This window comes from Parasphingorhabdus sp., from assembly GCF_041748495.1.
In the GTDB taxonomy this organism is placed as follows: domain Bacteria; phylum Pseudomonadota; class Alphaproteobacteria; order Sphingomonadales; family Sphingomonadaceae; genus Parasphingorhabdus.
The window spans coordinates 1-15,581 of sequence record NZ_JBGTDD010000057.1; the positions used below are offsets into that span (position 1 = coordinate 1).

The window sequence follows — 15,581 nt, forward strand, 5'->3', positions numbered from 1 at the left end:
GGAAAATTTGCAACCACTAGACGCCGCCAAGAAAAAGCTTCATTTGCGAATGGAGTTGATTCAGGGGAATGTCTGCACATGCGTATCGCCGCCTTATTGGGTCTTTTGCTAGGTCTTGCACAATTCGCGCCCGCCTCGGCAATGCCTGCCAATCTCAGCAAGCCGCAATATGTCGCGCCGCAGGATATGATCCCGGCACCGCAGGATATTGCCTATCCCGGCACGATGCTGCTGGAGGTCGATGCACGCGATCATGATCAGGGCATTTTTCGCGTCACCCAGACGATTCCGGTAGCCCGGGCCGGCCGCATCACCCTGCTCTATCCGGAATGGCTGCCCGGCAATCATGCCCCGCGCGGCGAGATCGAAAAGCTGGTCGGGCTGGAATTTGCCGCCGCCGACCAAAGGCTGGAATGGGTCCGCGACGATGTCGACGTCTATGCCTTTCACATGGACGTGCCGGAAGGCGTGTCGGAGATTGTCGCGAAATTCCAGTTTGTCTCCGCCACGACGGAGAGCCAGGGCCGGATCGTCATGGCGCCGTCGATGCTCAATCTGCGCTGGCATCAGGTGTCGCTCTATCCCGCTGGCCATTATGTACGCCAGATTGCGGTCGACGCGACTGCGATCTATCCCGAAGGCTGGCAGGCCGCTAGCGCCATGCGGCCGAAATCAGCCAGAGGAAACCGGATTGTCTACGAGAAAACCGATTATGATACATTGGTCGACAGTCCCGTTTTCGCCGGCCGGCATTTCCAGACCCATGCGCTGACCAACCGGGTGCATCTCAATATTGTCGCCGATGACGCGAAATTCCTGCAGCCGAAGAAAGAGCATCTTGCGCAGCATGGCGCGCTGGTCCGCGAGGCCGAAGCCCTGTTCGGCAGCCACCCCTATGACCGCTATGATTTTCTGCTCGCCTTGACCGACGAAATGGGCGGCATCGGCCTGGAACATCACCGATCTTCGGAAAATGCCGTGAACCGGGAATATTTCACCGACTGGGACAGCGGACCGGGCCGCCGCAATCTGCTGCCGCACGAGATCGTCCATGCCTGGAACGGCAAATATCGCCGGCCCGCAGGCATGTGGACGCCCGATTTCCGGCAACCGATGCGCGACAATCTGCTCTGGGTCTATGAAGGTCAGACACAATTCTGGGGCTATGTGCTGGGCGCGCGGTCCGGTCTCTATTCGCAACAGGATACGCTGGATGCCCTCGCCGCGATCGCCGCCGATATGGACTTGCGGATCGGCCGGACCTGGCGCCCGCTGGTCGACACCACCCATGACCCGATCATCGCTGCACGCCAGCCCAAGCCCTGGACCAGCTGGCAGCGAGCGGAAGATTATTATAATGAAGGCCTGCTGATCTGGCTCGAGGCCGACCAGATCATTCGCCGGGAATCGCGGGGCAAAAAATCGCTGGGCGATTTTGCCCGGTCGTTTTTCGGTGGAAGAAATGGCGACTGGGGTGTCCGCACCTATGAGGAAGTCGATGTCATCAACGCGCTTGCCGCCGTCCAGCCCTATGACTGGGCCGCATTCATTGCCGAACGCGTACACCGGACCAGCAGCGAAGCGCCCAAAAACGGCCTCACACTGGGCGGCTATCAGCTCGCCTTTGTCGACCAGCCGAGCGCCTATATCCTGGCCAATGACAAGCGCCGCAAGCAATTGGATCTGAGCCATAGCGTCGGCCTGGTCATGGGCGCCAAGGGCATGATCAAATCGGTGATCTGGGACAGCCCCGCTTTCCGTGCCGGCCTGAAATCCGGGCTGACGATTTCCGCAGTCAACGGCAGCGCCTATAGCGACGAAGCCTTGAAACAGGCGATCGAGAAAAATCGCGGGCAAGACGGCAAGATTGATATTTTTGCCAAAAATGGTGAAGCCTATCATAATTTTATGGTCGACCATTCCGGCGGCCTGCGCTATCCGACGCTCGAAAAAATAACCGGAGAGGGTGCTGATAAAGCGGACGGCATTGACCGGCTGCTACAGCCAAAAACCAGATAAGGACCACCTTTTCCATGGACATTAATCAAATCCCGATTGGCGACAATCCGCCGGAAAGCCTGAACGTGATCATCGAAGTCCCGGTGGGCGGCGAACCGGTCAAATATGAATTTGACAAGGCGTCCGGTGCGCTGTTTGTCGACCGCATCCTGCACACGCCGATGCGCTATCCCGCCAATTACGGCTTCGTCCCGCACACTTTGTCGCCCGATGGCGACCCGCTTGACGCGCTGGTTGTCGCGCGTTCGCCGTTCATGCCCGGCTGCGTCGTGCGCTGCCGCCCGATTGCCGTGCTCAATCTCGAGGACGAACATGGCGGCGACGAAAAATTGCTCTGCGTCCCGATTGATGCGACCTTTCCCTATTATCGCAAGATCGACGAAGGCAGCCATCTGCCGGAAATCGTGATGCAGCAGATCGAGCATTTCTTCACCCATTATAAGGATCTCGAGCCCGAAAAATGGGTGCGCGTCGGCAAATGGGGCGATGCCGACGAGGCGCGTCGGGTCGTGCTGGAAGCGATCGAACTGGCGAAAAGCGCGGGTAACGCAACCAAGGGCTAGACCGGGCGTTAAGCTGCTGAGCAGTTTAACAGGAGCCCTGCATGTCCCGTATCACCAATATCGAAACTTTCGCGCGCGCTGGTTATCTCGGCCGGGCGGTCGTATATGGCCTGACCGGATTTTTGGCTCTCACGACAGGGGGCTCCAAAGGCACTACCGGCGTGCTGGAAGAGATTGGCACCATGTCCGGCGGCGCAATTCTGCTGTCCCTGGTGGGACTGGGGCTGCTCGGCTACGGCATTTTCCGGCTATATGGTGCGTGGATGGATCTGCAGGGCCATGGCAGCGATGCCAAGGGGATGGTGGTTCGCCTTGGCCATGCGGCTAGCGGATTTGCCCATATATTCCTGTGCTATTTTGCCTTCAAGACGGTTTTCGACTGGCCGGTCGAGTCATCTGGCGATGGTGACTCCGCTGGTCAGGCTGCCGGAACGCTGGCAGCCATGCCGATGGGGGAGATATTGCTGGCCCTAGTGGGTGTGGGATTTCTCGCGGCGGCGGCCAATCAAGCGATCAAGGCTTATACTGCAAAATTCATGGGATTGCTGGATGCCGATGCACCGGCCATGGCCGAGTATGTCGGGCGCGCAGGTTACGCTGCGCGGGCGGTGGTCTTTGGCGTACTTGGGTGGAAAATTACCGCGGCCGCGCTCAGCGATGATGCCGCGTCTGTCGGTGGTATAGGTCAGGTACTGAACAGTTTGCGCTCCACCAACTGGCTTTATACGGCCGTAGCGATCGGCCTGCTGCTATTTGGGCTGTTCAGCCTGGTCATGGCGCGCTATCGCCGTATCACAAATGACAACGTGCTGGAGCGATTGAAATCCTGACCACCTGCAAAATCCCCTGCAAAGCCATCATCCTGAGCATAGCCGGATGTGCGCTGCTGGCGGCCTGCGCTACACCCGAAACCCGGGTGCGCAATGGCCTGATGAAAGCCGGCTTGTCCGCACCGATCTCGGCCTGCATGGCCGACCGGATGGTCGACCGCCTGTCGCTGGGCCAGCTGAACAAGCTTACCGGCCTGAGCAAGCTGGAGAAACGCAAGCCGGGCGACGTGAGCTTCAGCGAGTTTGTCAGGCAGACCCGCGCGCTGCAGGATCCGGAAATCCTCGGCGTGGTGACGTCGTCGGGAGTGATCTGCGCGGTAAGATAGATGTGACGCCAAGATGCCCGATATTGTCATTCGATTGGCGACCCCTGATGAAGCCGCCTTGTTGCCGGATATCGAACGATCCGCCGGTACGGCCTTTCTATCGATTCCCGGTCTGGAATGGATTGCCAGCGAGGGGGTGATGTCCGCCGGGGTTCACCGAATCCATATTGACGAAGGCACGGTCTGGGTCGCGATATCGGCAGCGTGCTGTATCGGATTTCTGACCGCTGCCCAATATGGCCGATCGCTGCACATCGTCGAACTGTCGGTTGCGGACGGCCATCAGGGCAAGGGCGTCGGTCGAAGGCTGATGGAGACCGCAAAAGAATATGCCGAAGCGGCAGGCTTGCACGATCTCACTCTGACAACCTTTCGCGACCTGTCCTTCAACGAACATTTTTACCAGAAGCTGGGTTTTCAGACGCTGGATGAGGCCGATCTGCCGCAACGACTGGCGGACTTGCTCCTATCGGAAGTCGACCATGGATTGCCCGGCGACCGGCGATGCGCCATGCGCCTGACGCTGTGAAGTTGCTGCCCTCAAAGGATAATTTTCCGATCTGCCGGGCCATCGTCGAAGGCGTTCAGGGTGAGGCAGGAAAGCGGACTGAGACAACTGATAATTATCACGAAACAGGGTGGAAATAGCGCCCTGACTGTGCTTTAGCCCTCCGCAAGACTCACTATTTCCCTTAACGAAAGGCATTGCCTCTCTCCCATGAACATTCACGAATATCAGGGCAAAGAATTGCTCGCCAAACACGGCCTTGCCGTTCCTGTCGGCTATGCCGCGCTGACCGTTGAAGAAGCGGTTGCCGCAGCCGAAAAACTCCCCGGACCGCTCTATGTCGTAAAGGCGCAGATCCACGCTGGTGGCCGCGGCAAGGGCAAGTATAAGGAACTGGGCCCCGATGCCAAAGGCGGCGTTCGGCTAGCGAAATCGATCGACGAAGTACGCGCCAATGCCGAGGAAATGCTCGGCAATACGCTGGTCACCATCCAGACCGGCGATGAAGGCAAGCAGGTCAACCGGCTCTATGTCACCGACGGTGTGGATATCGAGAAGGAATTCTACCTCTCGATGCTGGTCGACCGGGCCAGCGGCCGGGTCGCGATGGTGGTGTCCACCGAAGGCGGCATGGATATCGAGGACGTGGCGCACAACACGCCGGAAAAGATCAAGACGATCACCATCGATCCGGCGCAGGGTTTCATGCCGCATCACGGCCGGACCATTGCTTTCGCTCTGGGCCTGGACGGCGATCTCAACAAGCAGGCACAGAAGCTCGGCAAGCAGCTCTATGACGCCTTCATGGCGATGGACTGCGAGATGGTCGAGATCAACCCGCTGGTCGTGACCGAGGATCAGCAGCTGATCGTGCTCGATACCAAGATGAGCTTCGACGGCAACGCGCTGATGCGCCATCCCGATCTGGCGGCGCTGCGCGACGAAACCGAGGAAGACCCGGCAGAAGTCGAAGCGAGCAAATCCGATCTCGCCTATATCAAGCTCGACGGCAATATCGGCTGCATGGTCAATGGTGCCGGCCTGGCGATGGCGACGATGGATATCATCAAGCTCAACGGCGCGTTCCCGGCCAATTTCCTCGACGTCGGCGGCGGCGCGACCAAGGAAAAGGTCACCTCCGCGTTCAAGATCATCCTCGCCGATCCAGCGGTCGAAGGCATTCTCGTCAACATCTTCGGCGGCATCATGAAATGCGACATCATCGCCGAGGGCATTGTCGCCGCGGCCAAGGAAGTCGATCTGTCCGTACCGCTGGTCGTCCGTCTGGAAGGCACCAATGTCGCCGAGGGCAAGGCAATCCTGGCCAATAGCGGCCTGCCGATCGTCTCCGCCGATGATTTGGGCGATGCGGCGCGCAAGATTGTCGCGCAGGTGAAGAAACAGGCGGCCTGAAGCAACTTAAACCCTTCCCCTTCAGGGGACGGGTTGGGGGTGGGGCCTGTATTCCAGGGGTGCACTGTTCAAGACATCCCCCCCCCCGGCCCCTCCCCTGAAGGGGAGGGGAGATAATGCTGCACCGCAGCGACATATTTGACGTTTACGTGAACGTAAGCTAAGACGCTTGAGAAAATAGAAGAAGGAAACAGCAATGAAAATCCTGGTGCCCGTCAAGCGGGTGATAGATTATAACGTGAAACCGCGGGTCAAGTCCGACGGCAGCGGCGTCGATCTCGCCAATGTGAAAATGTCGATGAACCCGTTCGACGAAATTTCCGTCGAGGAAGCGATTCGCCTGAAAGAGGCCGGCAAGGCGGAAGAAATCATCGCCGTTTCGGTTGGTCCGCAAAAGGCCCAGGAAACGCTGCGTACCGCGCTCGCCATGGGTGCCGACCGCGCTATTCTGGTGGTCACCGACGAAGAAGTCGAACCGCTGGCGGTTGCCAAGATCCTCGCGAAAATTGTCGAGGAAGAACAGCCCAGGCTGGTGATCACCGGCAAGCAGGCGATCGATGATGATTCGAACCAGACCGGCCAGATGCTCGCTGCTCTGCTCGGCTGGGGTCAGGGCACCTTTGCCAATACCGTCGAACTCGACGCCGACAGCATAACCGTCAAGCGCGAAATCGACGGCGGCCTGCAGACGGTCAAGCTGAACCTGCCCGCCGTGGTCACCACCGACCTGCGCCTCAACGAACCGCGCTATGCCTCGCTGCCGAACATCATGAAGGCGAAGAAAAAGCCGATGGACGAGAAGACGCCCGCCGATTACGGCGTCGACATCACCAAGCGTCTGACCACCACCAATGTCTCCGAACCGCCGGTCCGTAAGGCCGGTGAAAAGGTCGAGGATGTCGATGCGCTGGTCGCGAAACTCAAAACCGTGGGAGCCATATAATGAAAACGCTCGTACTCGTAGAACATGACAACAAGAACATGAAGGACGCGACGCTGGCCGTGGTCACCGCCGCGTCGCAGCTGGGCGAAGTCCACGCGCTGGTGATCGGCTCCGGCTGTGCCAGCGTCGGTGAACAGGTCGCCAAGGTCGCCGGTGTCAGCACCGTCCATGTCGCCGATGATGCGGCGCTCGCCAACCAGCTGCCGGAAAATGCCGCGCCGCTGATCGCCAGCCTGATGGAAACGCATGACGCGTTCCTCGCGCCCGCGACCACCACCGGCAAGAATATCGCCCCGCGCGTCGACGCTTTGCTCGACGTGATGCAGATCAGCGACATTCTCTCGGTCGAAAGCGAAGAAACGTTCACCCGGCCGATCTATGCCGGCAACGCCATCGCCACGGTCCAGTCTTCCGATGCCAAGAAGGTCATCACCGTCCGCGGCACCGCCTTTGACAAGGCGGAAACCGAAGGCGGCTCGGCCAAGATCGAAGGTGTCACCGGCGCCGGCGACTCCGGCCTGTCGAGCTTCGTCAGCGAAGAAATCGCCAAGTCCGAACGTCCCGAACTGACCAGCGCCAAGATCATCGTGTCCGGCGGCCGTGCCTTGGGTTCGAGCGAAAAGTTCGAGGAAGTGATCACGCCCCTGGCGGACAAGCTCGGTGCCGGCATCGGCGCCAGCCGCGCCGCCGTCGATGCAGGCTATGTCCCGAACGACTATCAGGTCGGCCAGACCGGCAAGATCGTCGCCCCGGAAGTCTATATCGCCATCGGCATCTCCGGCGCGATCCAGCATCTTGCGGGCATGAAGGACAGCAAGATCATCGTCGCGATCAACAAGGACGAAGACGCGCCGATTTTTCAGGTTGCGGATATTGGACTGGTCGCGGATCTGTTCAATGCGGTGCCGGAACTGACCGAGAAGCTGTAAACCTTCTCCCTTGAGGGAGAAGCATACGGCGCGTTAGCAGCTTCGCTGCTTACGCAATGTCGGATGAGGGTGCTCTGCTATCCGAAGCGAAGTACACCCTCACCCAGCTCCGGCTAGATTCGCTACGCTCATCAAGCCTGCGCAACCCTCTCCCTCACGGGAGAGGGAAGCTCGCAAGCGCGTCATCCTGAACTCGTTTCAGAATGACGAAACGACAAAACCCTGCGTGAAAGCGCCGGGTTTTTTAAATCGCTAATTGCTCTGAGAAAAGCCCCCTCAAACCGTAAAACTCTCCCCACACCCGCAGGCGCCCTTGGCGTTCGGGTTCTCGAACACGAACCCGGCGGTGAAGTCATCTTCCACCCAGTCCATCGTGCTGCCGATCAGGTAGAGCACCGAGCCGCCGTCGACATAGAACACGCCGCCGGGGGTGATGATTTTCTCGTCGAACGGGACTTCCGCGCTGACATAGTCGACCGAATAAGCGAGGCCCGAGCAGCCGCGGCGGGGAGTCGACAGCTTCACGCCGATCGCGTCCTCGGGGGCTTTTGCCATCAGGTCGGCGATGCGCTGCTCCGCCGCCGGGGTCAGGTTGATCGCGGCCGGAATTTCTCTGGTCTTGGTTTTCGTGTCGGTCATTTCTTTACTCCAATCCCGTTCGTGTCGAGCGCAGTCGAGACACCTCTGGTCTGCGCACCAGTCTCTCGACTTCGCTCGAGACGAACGGCAAGTTCATTCTCCAGCCTCACAACATCCCCAGTTCCAGCTTCGCCTCGTCGCTCATCTTGCCGGGGTCCCAGGGCGGGTCCCAGACGAGATTGACCTCGGCATGGCCGACGCCGGGGACGCTACCAACCTGCATTTCGATCTCGCCGGGCATCGATTCGGCGACCGGGCAATGCGGCGTCGTCAGGGTCATGGTGACAATCGCGTGATTGTCAGGGGTGATCTCGACGCCGTAGATCAGTCCGAGATCATAGATATTCACCGGAATTTCCGGATCGAAGATGGATTTCAGCGTGTCGATCACCGCTTCATAAAGGTCACCCCCCGCTTCGCCCGCCGGAGCTTCCGCCGGCTTCTGTGCCAGAAAGCCCTCGAGATAATCCTTCTTGCGATTGAGCTTCGCCGAATCGCTTTCCGCTTCATAAGGCGATGGTGCCATCACCGGCGCAGGCTTGTCTGCCGATATATCATCCACCGCATCCTCGACCTTGGCCAGTTTCGGCTTCTCGACGCTGTCGACTTCTTCCACCAATATCTTCCGTTCTTCGTTCATAACCTCACCTTATCCGAAAATCTTCCTGACGCGATTGATGCCGTCCACCAGGGCGGCGACATCGCTGTCATCGCTGTAAATCCCGAAACTCGCCCGCGCCGTCGCCGGCACGCCGAGATAGTCCATCAACGGCTGGGCGCAATGATGCCCGGCCCGGATCGCCACGCCGCCTTCATCCAATATAGTGGCGACATCGTGCGGATGCACGTCGCCGACCGCGAAACTCAATATGCCCATGCTCCTGTCCGGCCCGAAAACCCGCACCGAGTTGATCCCGGACAGGGCTTCGCGCGCGGTGGCCAGCGTGGCATTCTCGTGATCCGAGATAACGTCCAGCCCGATCGCCTCGACATATTGGATCGCCGCATCGAGCCCGACCACGCCGGCAATATGCGGCGTGCCCGCTTCAAAGCGGCCCGGCGGCGGTGCATAGGTGGTGCCGTCAAAGCTCACCCGGTCGATCATCGAACCGCCGCCCTTCCACGGCGGCATCGCTTCGAGCGTCGCATAAGGCGCCCACAGCGCGCCGATTCCGGTCGGGCCGTAAATCTTGTGGCCGGAAAAAACGTAAAAATCGCAGCCCAGGTCCTGCACATCGACCGGCAGACGCGGCGCGGCCTGGCAGCCGTCGAGCAACAGCTTGGCGCCGACCTTGTGCGCGATGGCAGCGGCGCGTCTGGCGTCGAGCAACGAGCCGAGCACATTGGAGACATGGGCTAGCGCGACCAACTTGTGCCGTTCGGTCAGATGTTGCTCGATCCAGTCGAGATCGATCTGACCGTCATCGGTCAGCGGCGCGACATCTATCTGCGCCCCCGCCCGCTCGGCCAGCATCTGCCAGGGCACGATGTTGCTATGATGCTCCAGCTGCGACAGCATGATCCGGTCGCCGCTGGCGATAAATTTATTACCCCAGCTTTCCGCCACCAGATTGATGCTGTCGGTCGCGCCGCTGGTGAAGACAATTTCATTCTCGCTGGTAGCATTGAGAAAGCCCGCTACCCGTTTGCGTGCCGCTTCAAAAGCGAGCGTCATATGGGCGGAGCGTTCGTAGACGCCGCGATGCACGGTCGCATAATCCTGCCCATAGGCGCGGGCAATGGCGTCGAGCACGGGCTGGGATTTCTGGGCCGTCGCGGCAGAGTCGAGATAATGCCAGCCGGCGGGAATGCCGGGGAAATCGGCGCGGTATAAGCGCGCCATTCCGTTCGTGTCGAGCGCAGTCGAGACATTTCTATCCGCCACAGCCGGCTTCTCGACTTCGCTCGAAGCGAGCGGGAGAGATGAGCTCTGGCTCACGACAAACCCTCCAGCACACCGAGCGCCTTGCTCTCGATCGCTTCGCGCACCGCATCATCGCCCACCGACACAAACGCATCGCCAATGAACGCCTGCAGCATCAGCTTCTTCGCCGTCGCCGGGTCGAGCCCGCGCGAGGCCATGTAGAACAAAGCCTGCTTGTCGAGCTCGCCGACCGTCGCGCCATGGGCGCATTTCACGTCATCGGCGAAAATTTCCAGCTCCGGCTTGGCATTGGCGGTGGCGCCGCGGTCGAGCAGCATCGCCTTGACCGACTGGGCCGCGTCGGTCTTCTGGGCGTGGCGGGCAACGTTGATCTTGCCAAGAAAGCTGCCGGTGGCGGTGTCCGCCAATACCGAGCGCACGATCTGGTTCGAGGTGGCATTGGGTTCGGCATGGATGGTCTCGGTGACGATTTCCAGCGTCTGCTGACCCGATCCGAGGATCGCGCCGCCGAGCTCGAAATGCGAGCCATTGCCCAAAGTCGCCTTGACCTGGATCCGGCCATAATCGGCGGCATGCGCCAGTATATGGAGCGTGAAGGTCGCCTTGTCGCCTATCGTGACATCCAGATCGATCATACCGACGCCGTCGATCACCGGCAGTTCGGCAATCTGGCGCGACAGGCTTTTGCCAGCCGGCACATTGATCTTCTCGGGCCCGTCGATCTTTGACCAGACCGGTGCGAGCGCCTTGAGGTCGGCATAGCGCCAGGCTTCATCGCGGCGAGTGGGGAGCGGTGCGGTCATATAGACACACCCAATTCGTCACCCTGAACTTGTTTCAGGGTCCATTTCTCAGAACCTGCAGGCTGTGATTGGGTCGCGATGGATGCTGAAACAAGTTCAGCATGACGACTAATAGGAACGAACGAGAAAAGCATCACGCCGCCTCCGCTATCGCTTCATAGCCTTCATTCTCGAGCTGCAGCGCCAGTTCCGGTCCGCCGGTCTTGACGATCCGGCCCTTCGCCAGCACATGAACAAAATCGGGTTTCACCTCTTCGAGCAGCCGCTGATAATGGGTGATCAGCAGCACCGCCTTGTCGGGCTTGCGCATGATCGCATTGATGCCATTGCCGACGGTGCGCAGCGCGTCGATGTCGAGGCCGCTGTCGGTCTCGTCGAGGATCGCCAGCTTGGGATCGAGGATCCCCATCTGCACCATCTCGTTGCGCTTCTTCTCGCCGCCGGAAAAGCCGACATTGACCGCCCGCTTGAGCATGTCCATGTCCATTTTGAGCAGCGCCGCCTTTTCCTTCGCCAGCTTGATGAATTCCGCCCCGTTGAGCGCCTCTTCACCGCGCGACTTGCGCTGCGCATTCAGGCTTTCGCGGAGGAACTGCAGGTTTGAGACGCCTGGAATTTCGACCGGGTACTGGAAACCGAGGAAGATTCCGGCAGCGGCCCGTTCGTGGGGATCTATATCGAGCAGATCTGTGCCGTCAAACGTCGCGGACCCTTCGGTCACTTCATAGCCGGGCCGTCCGCCGAGCGCATAAGCGAGCGTCGACTTGCCCGCACCGTTGGGGCCCATGATCGCATGGATTTCGCCCGCATTGATTTCGAGCGACAGCCCTTTGAGGATTTCTGTGTCGCCGACTGAGGCGTGGAGGTTTTCAATTTTTAGCATCATTTTCACTTTAAGTTGGTGTGATCGTAACTGCACTCGGCCCTTCGGCCTGAATCTGCGAAAGGATGGCGCAAGGAAGGTGTCACCCGACGCTCCCCTCAAGACTGATCGCCAGCAATTTCTGCGCTTCGACCGCAAATTCCATCGGCAGTTCCTTGAGCACTTCCTTGGCAAAGCCGTTGACGATCAGGCTCACCGCCGCCTCTGCATCCAGCCCGCGTTGCTGGGCGTAGAACATCTGGTCGTCGCTGATCTTGCTGGTCGTCGCTTCATGCTCGATCGTCGCGGTCGGGTTCCTGACCTCGATATAGGGCACGGTATGGGCGCCGCTCTGGTCGCCGAGCAGCAGCGAATCGCACTGGGTGAAATTGCGGACATTTTCCGCATTCGGCCCGACCCGCACCAGCCCGCGATAGGTATTGTCGCTGTGGCCGGCGCTGATCCCCTTGGAGATGATCGTCGAACGGGTGTTCTTGCCATTGTGGATCATCTTGGTGCCGGTATCGGCCTGCTGGTAATTGTTGGTCAGCGCTACCGAGTAAAATTCGCCGACGCTGCCTTCGCCGTTGAGCACGCAGCTCGGATATTTCCAGGTCACCGCGCTGCCGGTCTCGACCTGGGTCCAGCTGATCTTGCTGTTCTTGCCCTGACACAGACCGCGCTTGGTGACGAAATTATAGATGCCGCCCTTGCCATTCTCGTCGCCGGGATACCAGTTCTGGACGGTCGAATATTTGATCTCCGCATCATCCATCGCGACCAGTTCGACAACGGCGGCGTGCAGCTGGTTCTCGTCGCGCATCGGCGCGGTGCAGCCTTCGAGATAGGATACATAGCTGCCTTCTTCGGCGATGATCAGGGTGCGCTCGAACTGGCCGGTATTTTCCGCATTGATCCGGAAATAGGTGCTGAGCTCCATCGGGCATTTCACGCCTTTGGGGATATAGACAAAGGTGCCGTCGCTGAACACGGCGCAGTTGAGCGTGGCGAAATAATTGTCGTGCATCGGCACGACCTTGCCCAGATATTTCCGGACCAGGTCGGGATATTGCTTGATCGCTTCCGAAATGGACCGGAAAATCACGCCGGCGTCTTCCAGTTCCTTGCGGAAGGTGGTGGCCACCGAGACGCTGTCGAAGACCGCATCCACCGCTACCTTGCGCGCACCCTCGACTCCGGCGAGCACTTTCTGCTCCTCGATCGGAATGCCCAGTTTCTCATAGACGCGCAGGATCTCCGGATCGACCTCGTCGAGCGAACCGATCTTTTCCCGCGGCTTGGGTTCGGCATAATAAAAGGCATCCTGATAATCGATCATCGGGATGTCGAGCTTGGCCCAGTCCGGCGATTCCATCTTTTCCCACTGGCGAAAGGCCTTGAGACGCCATTCCAGCATCCACTCGGGCTCGCCTTTCTTGTCGGAAATGAAGCGGACGGTATCTTCATTGAGCCCCTTGGGCGCAAAATCCTGCTCGATATCCGACGACCAGCCGAATTCATAAGTGCTGGCCTTGTCGACCGCCTGCTGCGCCTCGGCGTTCATTTCCGTGCGCGCATCATCCCTGGCGGCATCATGATCGGAGGTTTTGACGTTGTCGCTCATAACATTATCCCGTTCGTGTCGAGCGAAGTCGAGACACTTCGCTTGCTGTCACCGTCTCTCGACCCTGGTCGAGACAGATGGTGACTCCTGTGTGTGGTTGGCAGATCCGACAGGCTAGCCAGACTGACATCATTCAGCGCCTGTCTTATTGTCCGGTTGACGACCCCCCAATGGGGCTTCACCGTACAGCCGGTTTCCAGCAGGCAATCATGATTGCCGTCGATCGTGCAGCTGGTGATCGCCAGCGGACCTTCGACCGCTTCGATGATGTCGGCGAGGCTGATCGATGCCGGGGGCCGCGCCAGCCGGATCCCGCCACCGATGCCGCGGGTTGATTCGAACAGGCCGGCTGCGGTCAGGCGGCTGACCAGTTTTTTCGCGGTTGGCAAAGGGACACCCGTTTCCTGCGAGAGCTTGGTTGCATTGAGCTTCCCCTCGGCGAGCAGCGCAGCACCGCAATGCCGCGTGGCGGCGGACATCAGGACAACAGCATAATCGGCAAGGTTGGAAAGGCGCATTTTTCTCGAATCGCTAGGGTGAAATTGTAAACAAGACCGATTTAGTCTCATTTATCCAACATTGCAAGCCCAGCGCGGCTTCCGCGGATTCCAGCGCGGCTCGTCTATGCTTCCAGTTCTTCCATTCAGGTATCCGAAGTCAGCGGCGCGATCTTGCCTTTCAGGTCACCGCGCTGGTCGATCAGCCGAGCGGTCTCGCCCTCGCCGACGCGGAGCTGGGTCGGGGTCACGCCGGCGAAGAATTTCACTTCCCGGATCATGTGCGACTGGTCGTAAAAGGCATCAACCAGTTCCAGCAATTCTTCTTCATTATGCTCGGCATAGGCCCTTGCCGCCCGCAGCGCCCGATATTTGCGGGCGAGATATTTCGGCGGCATGCCGTAGAGCTTGTTCACCGTACGCAGCACCTGCCGCGAACTTTGCTCCGACCGCTCCATCAGGCCGCTGACCGGCGGCGAAGGCTCCGACGACAGCCATTCATCGACCATTTTGGTGAAGGCGGCGGTCTCCGGTTTCAGGCGCGGTTTCAGCGACCGGTAAATCTTGTCTGCCCAGATAACCATCTCTTCGGGAGTCTGGCAGCCGCGCAGATAGTCCAGATTCTTGTCAATTTCCTGGGAGAAAACCTCATTGGCGCTGACCGCCCGATCGGTATAGTCTGCGGCCGATTTCCGCGTCGAAATCGCCCAGCCAGCTGGCAATATGCCAACACCGAACATCCGGAACGGTCCGGTCACATCGAAATGCATGGATCCCGTCGATGGCCCCTGCAGCATCGCATCCTTGGCCGGAAAGCTGCTGCCATCGGCAAAGCTGATCTTCGCGCTACCCTGCAGCAGAAAGCGCAGCTGCGCGATCGCGGCGCGCTCATTGTCGGCAAATCGCGGCTGATCCACTTCGAACAGATAATAGACCGAGACCAGGTCCCGAACATCCTCTGCAGGCGCAAAATATCTCAGACTAACCAAAACAACGACCCCCTGATCTGCCCCCCTCCAGGCCCAGATAGCGTATGAATGCTCCTTTATAGCTGAAAAACAAAGGTAAAAAAAAGGCCTGACTAAATTAATAGTCAGGCCGATAAGGAAAAGAACCCTGTTGCCATCGCATTGCGATGGCGGGAGCCCTTCGGGTCGCAAAGCTCCTATCACCCTAATCCGCCCGGAATCATTGGATAGAAACGACAGATTTCTCCCATTTGCTTGACAATTTAGGACAATCGGCAGGAAATCCCGTTACTGGCTCGCCGAAACCCAGGCGTCCACCCGCTCTTCGAGGATGTCGAGCGGCACCGGACCACTGTTCAGGACAACATCATGAAAATCGCCCATGGCGAATCGCTCGCCGAGCGCATCCTGCGCCCGCGCCCGGAGCTCGAGTATCTTCAGCTTGCCTATCATATAGGCGGTCGCCTGGCCGGGATAGACAACATAGCGTTCGATGGCCTTCTGGATATCGCCTTCCGGATTGGGCGTATTGTCAGTCAGATACTGGATTGCTTCCTCGCGGCTCCAGCGCTTGTGATGGATACCGGTGTCGACCACCAGCCGGCAGGCCCGCCACAAGTCCATGCCGAGCCGGCCGAAATCGCTATAGGGATCTTCATAAAACCCCATGTCCTTGCCGAGTTCTTCCGAATAAAGTCCCCAGCCTTCGGTATAGGCAGTCCATCCGCCAAATCTGCGGAATGGCGGCAGATCGCCCAATTCGGTCTGGATT

At 59.3% G+C, this 15,581-nt stretch carries 17 protein-coding genes; 8 read left to right on the forward strand and 9 right to left on the reverse strand.

Going from position 1 to position 15,581, the window contains the following annotated elements:
• Window positions 1-78: 78 nt before the first annotated feature.
• The 8 genes from ACEW8J_RS04560 (at window position 79) to ACEW8J_RS04595 (ending at window position 7,531) form a co-directional block, all read left to right on the forward strand.
• The gene (locus ACEW8J_RS04560) at window positions 79-2,019 is read left to right on the forward strand and encodes a M61 family metallopeptidase (RefSeq protein ID WP_373490452.1); all 1,941 of its coding nucleotides are present in this window, start codon (window positions 79-81) and stop codon (window positions 2,017-2,019) included.
• A gap of 14 nt (window positions 2,020-2,033) precedes the next feature.
• Window positions 2,034-2,582, forward strand: a complete 549-nt coding sequence (gene ppa / locus ACEW8J_RS04565) for an inorganic diphosphatase (protein WP_373490453.1) — start codon at window positions 2,034-2,036, stop codon at window positions 2,580-2,582.
• A gap of 41 nt (window positions 2,583-2,623) precedes the next feature.
• Window positions 2,624-3,412: a DUF1206 domain-containing protein gene (locus ACEW8J_RS04570; protein ID WP_373490454.1), complete on the forward strand. Its 789-nt coding sequence runs from the start codon at window positions 2,624-2,626 to the stop codon at window positions 3,410-3,412.
• 86 nt (window positions 3,413-3,498) lie between these two features.
• Entirely contained in the window at window positions 3,499-3,738 is a 240-nt protein-coding gene (locus ACEW8J_RS04575; protein ID WP_373490455.1) for a hypothetical protein, read from the forward strand.
• A 13-nt stretch (window positions 3,739-3,751) separates the two neighbouring features.
• Complete coding sequence (locus ACEW8J_RS04580; protein WP_373490456.1) at window positions 3,752-4,267, forward strand: N-acetyltransferase family protein; 516 nt, start codon at window positions 3,752-3,754, stop codon at window positions 4,265-4,267.
• A 189-nt stretch (window positions 4,268-4,456) separates the two neighbouring features.
• Entirely contained in the window at window positions 4,457-5,659 is a 1,203-nt protein-coding gene (gene sucC, locus ACEW8J_RS04585; protein ID WP_373490457.1) for an ADP-forming succinate--CoA ligase subunit beta, read from the forward strand.
• Window positions 5,660-5,855: 196 nt separating this feature from the next.
• Window positions 5,856-6,602 carry an electron transfer flavoprotein subunit beta/FixA family protein gene (locus tag ACEW8J_RS04590; RefSeq protein WP_373490458.1) on the forward strand — a complete coding sequence of 249 codons (747 nt, stop codon included), beginning with the start codon at window positions 5,856-5,858 and terminating at the stop codon, window positions 6,600-6,602.
• On the forward strand, window positions 6,602-7,531 hold the full coding sequence (locus tag ACEW8J_RS04595; RefSeq protein ID WP_373490459.1) for an electron transfer flavoprotein subunit alpha/FixB family protein: 930 nt from the start codon (window positions 6,602-6,604) through the stop codon (window positions 7,529-7,531). Before ACEW8J_RS04590 ends, ACEW8J_RS04595 begins: the two co-directional genes overlap by 1 nt.
• 276 nt (window positions 7,532-7,807) lie before the next feature.
• Here ACEW8J_RS04595 and ACEW8J_RS04600 read toward each other — a convergent pair whose 3' ends face one another.
• The 9 genes from ACEW8J_RS04600 to ACEW8J_RS04640 all read right to left on the reverse strand — a co-directional run.
• Window positions 7,808-8,170, reverse strand: a complete 363-nt coding sequence (locus ACEW8J_RS04600; protein ID WP_373490460.1) for a HesB/IscA family protein — start codon at window positions 8,168-8,170, stop codon at window positions 7,808-7,810.
• Between the two features lie 106 nt (window positions 8,171-8,276).
• Window positions 8,277-8,810, reverse strand: coding sequence for an SUF system Fe-S cluster assembly protein (locus ACEW8J_RS04605; RefSeq protein WP_373490461.1), 534 nt, complete (start codon window positions 8,808-8,810; stop codon window positions 8,277-8,279).
• Between the two features lie 9 nt (window positions 8,811-8,819).
• Window positions 8,820-10,013 (reverse strand): cysteine desulfurase, encoded by a 1,194-nt coding sequence (locus ACEW8J_RS04610; RefSeq protein ID WP_373490467.1) that lies wholly within the window; start codon window positions 10,011-10,013, stop codon window positions 8,820-8,822.
• A gap of 92 nt (window positions 10,014-10,105) precedes the next feature.
• Window positions 10,106-10,858, reverse strand: a complete 753-nt coding sequence (locus tag ACEW8J_RS04615; RefSeq protein ID WP_373490462.1) for a SufD family Fe-S cluster assembly protein — start codon at window positions 10,856-10,858, stop codon at window positions 10,106-10,108.
• A 133-nt stretch (window positions 10,859-10,991) separates the two neighbouring features.
• Entirely contained in the window at window positions 10,992-11,741 is a 750-nt protein-coding gene (gene sufC, locus ACEW8J_RS04620) for a Fe-S cluster assembly ATPase SufC (protein WP_373490463.1), read from the reverse strand.
• An 82-nt stretch (window positions 11,742-11,823) separates the two neighbouring features.
• Window positions 11,824-13,284, reverse strand: coding sequence for a Fe-S cluster assembly protein SufB (sufB, locus tag ACEW8J_RS04625; protein WP_373490468.1), 1,461 nt, complete (start codon window positions 13,282-13,284; stop codon window positions 11,824-11,826).
• 56 nt (window positions 13,285-13,340) lie between these two features.
• Window positions 13,341-13,862, reverse strand: coding sequence for an Rrf2 family transcriptional regulator (locus tag ACEW8J_RS04630; protein WP_373490464.1), 522 nt, complete (start codon window positions 13,860-13,862; stop codon window positions 13,341-13,343).
• 125 nt (window positions 13,863-13,987) lie between these two features.
• Complete coding sequence (locus ACEW8J_RS04635; protein ID WP_373490465.1) at window positions 13,988-14,830, reverse strand: DUF6597 domain-containing transcriptional factor; 843 nt, start codon at window positions 14,828-14,830, stop codon at window positions 13,988-13,990.
• 267 nt (window positions 14,831-15,097) lie between these two features.
• A partial coding sequence (locus ACEW8J_RS04640; RefSeq protein WP_373490466.1) for a DUF885 family protein occupies window positions 15,098-15,581 on the reverse strand: 484 nt, incomplete at its 5' end.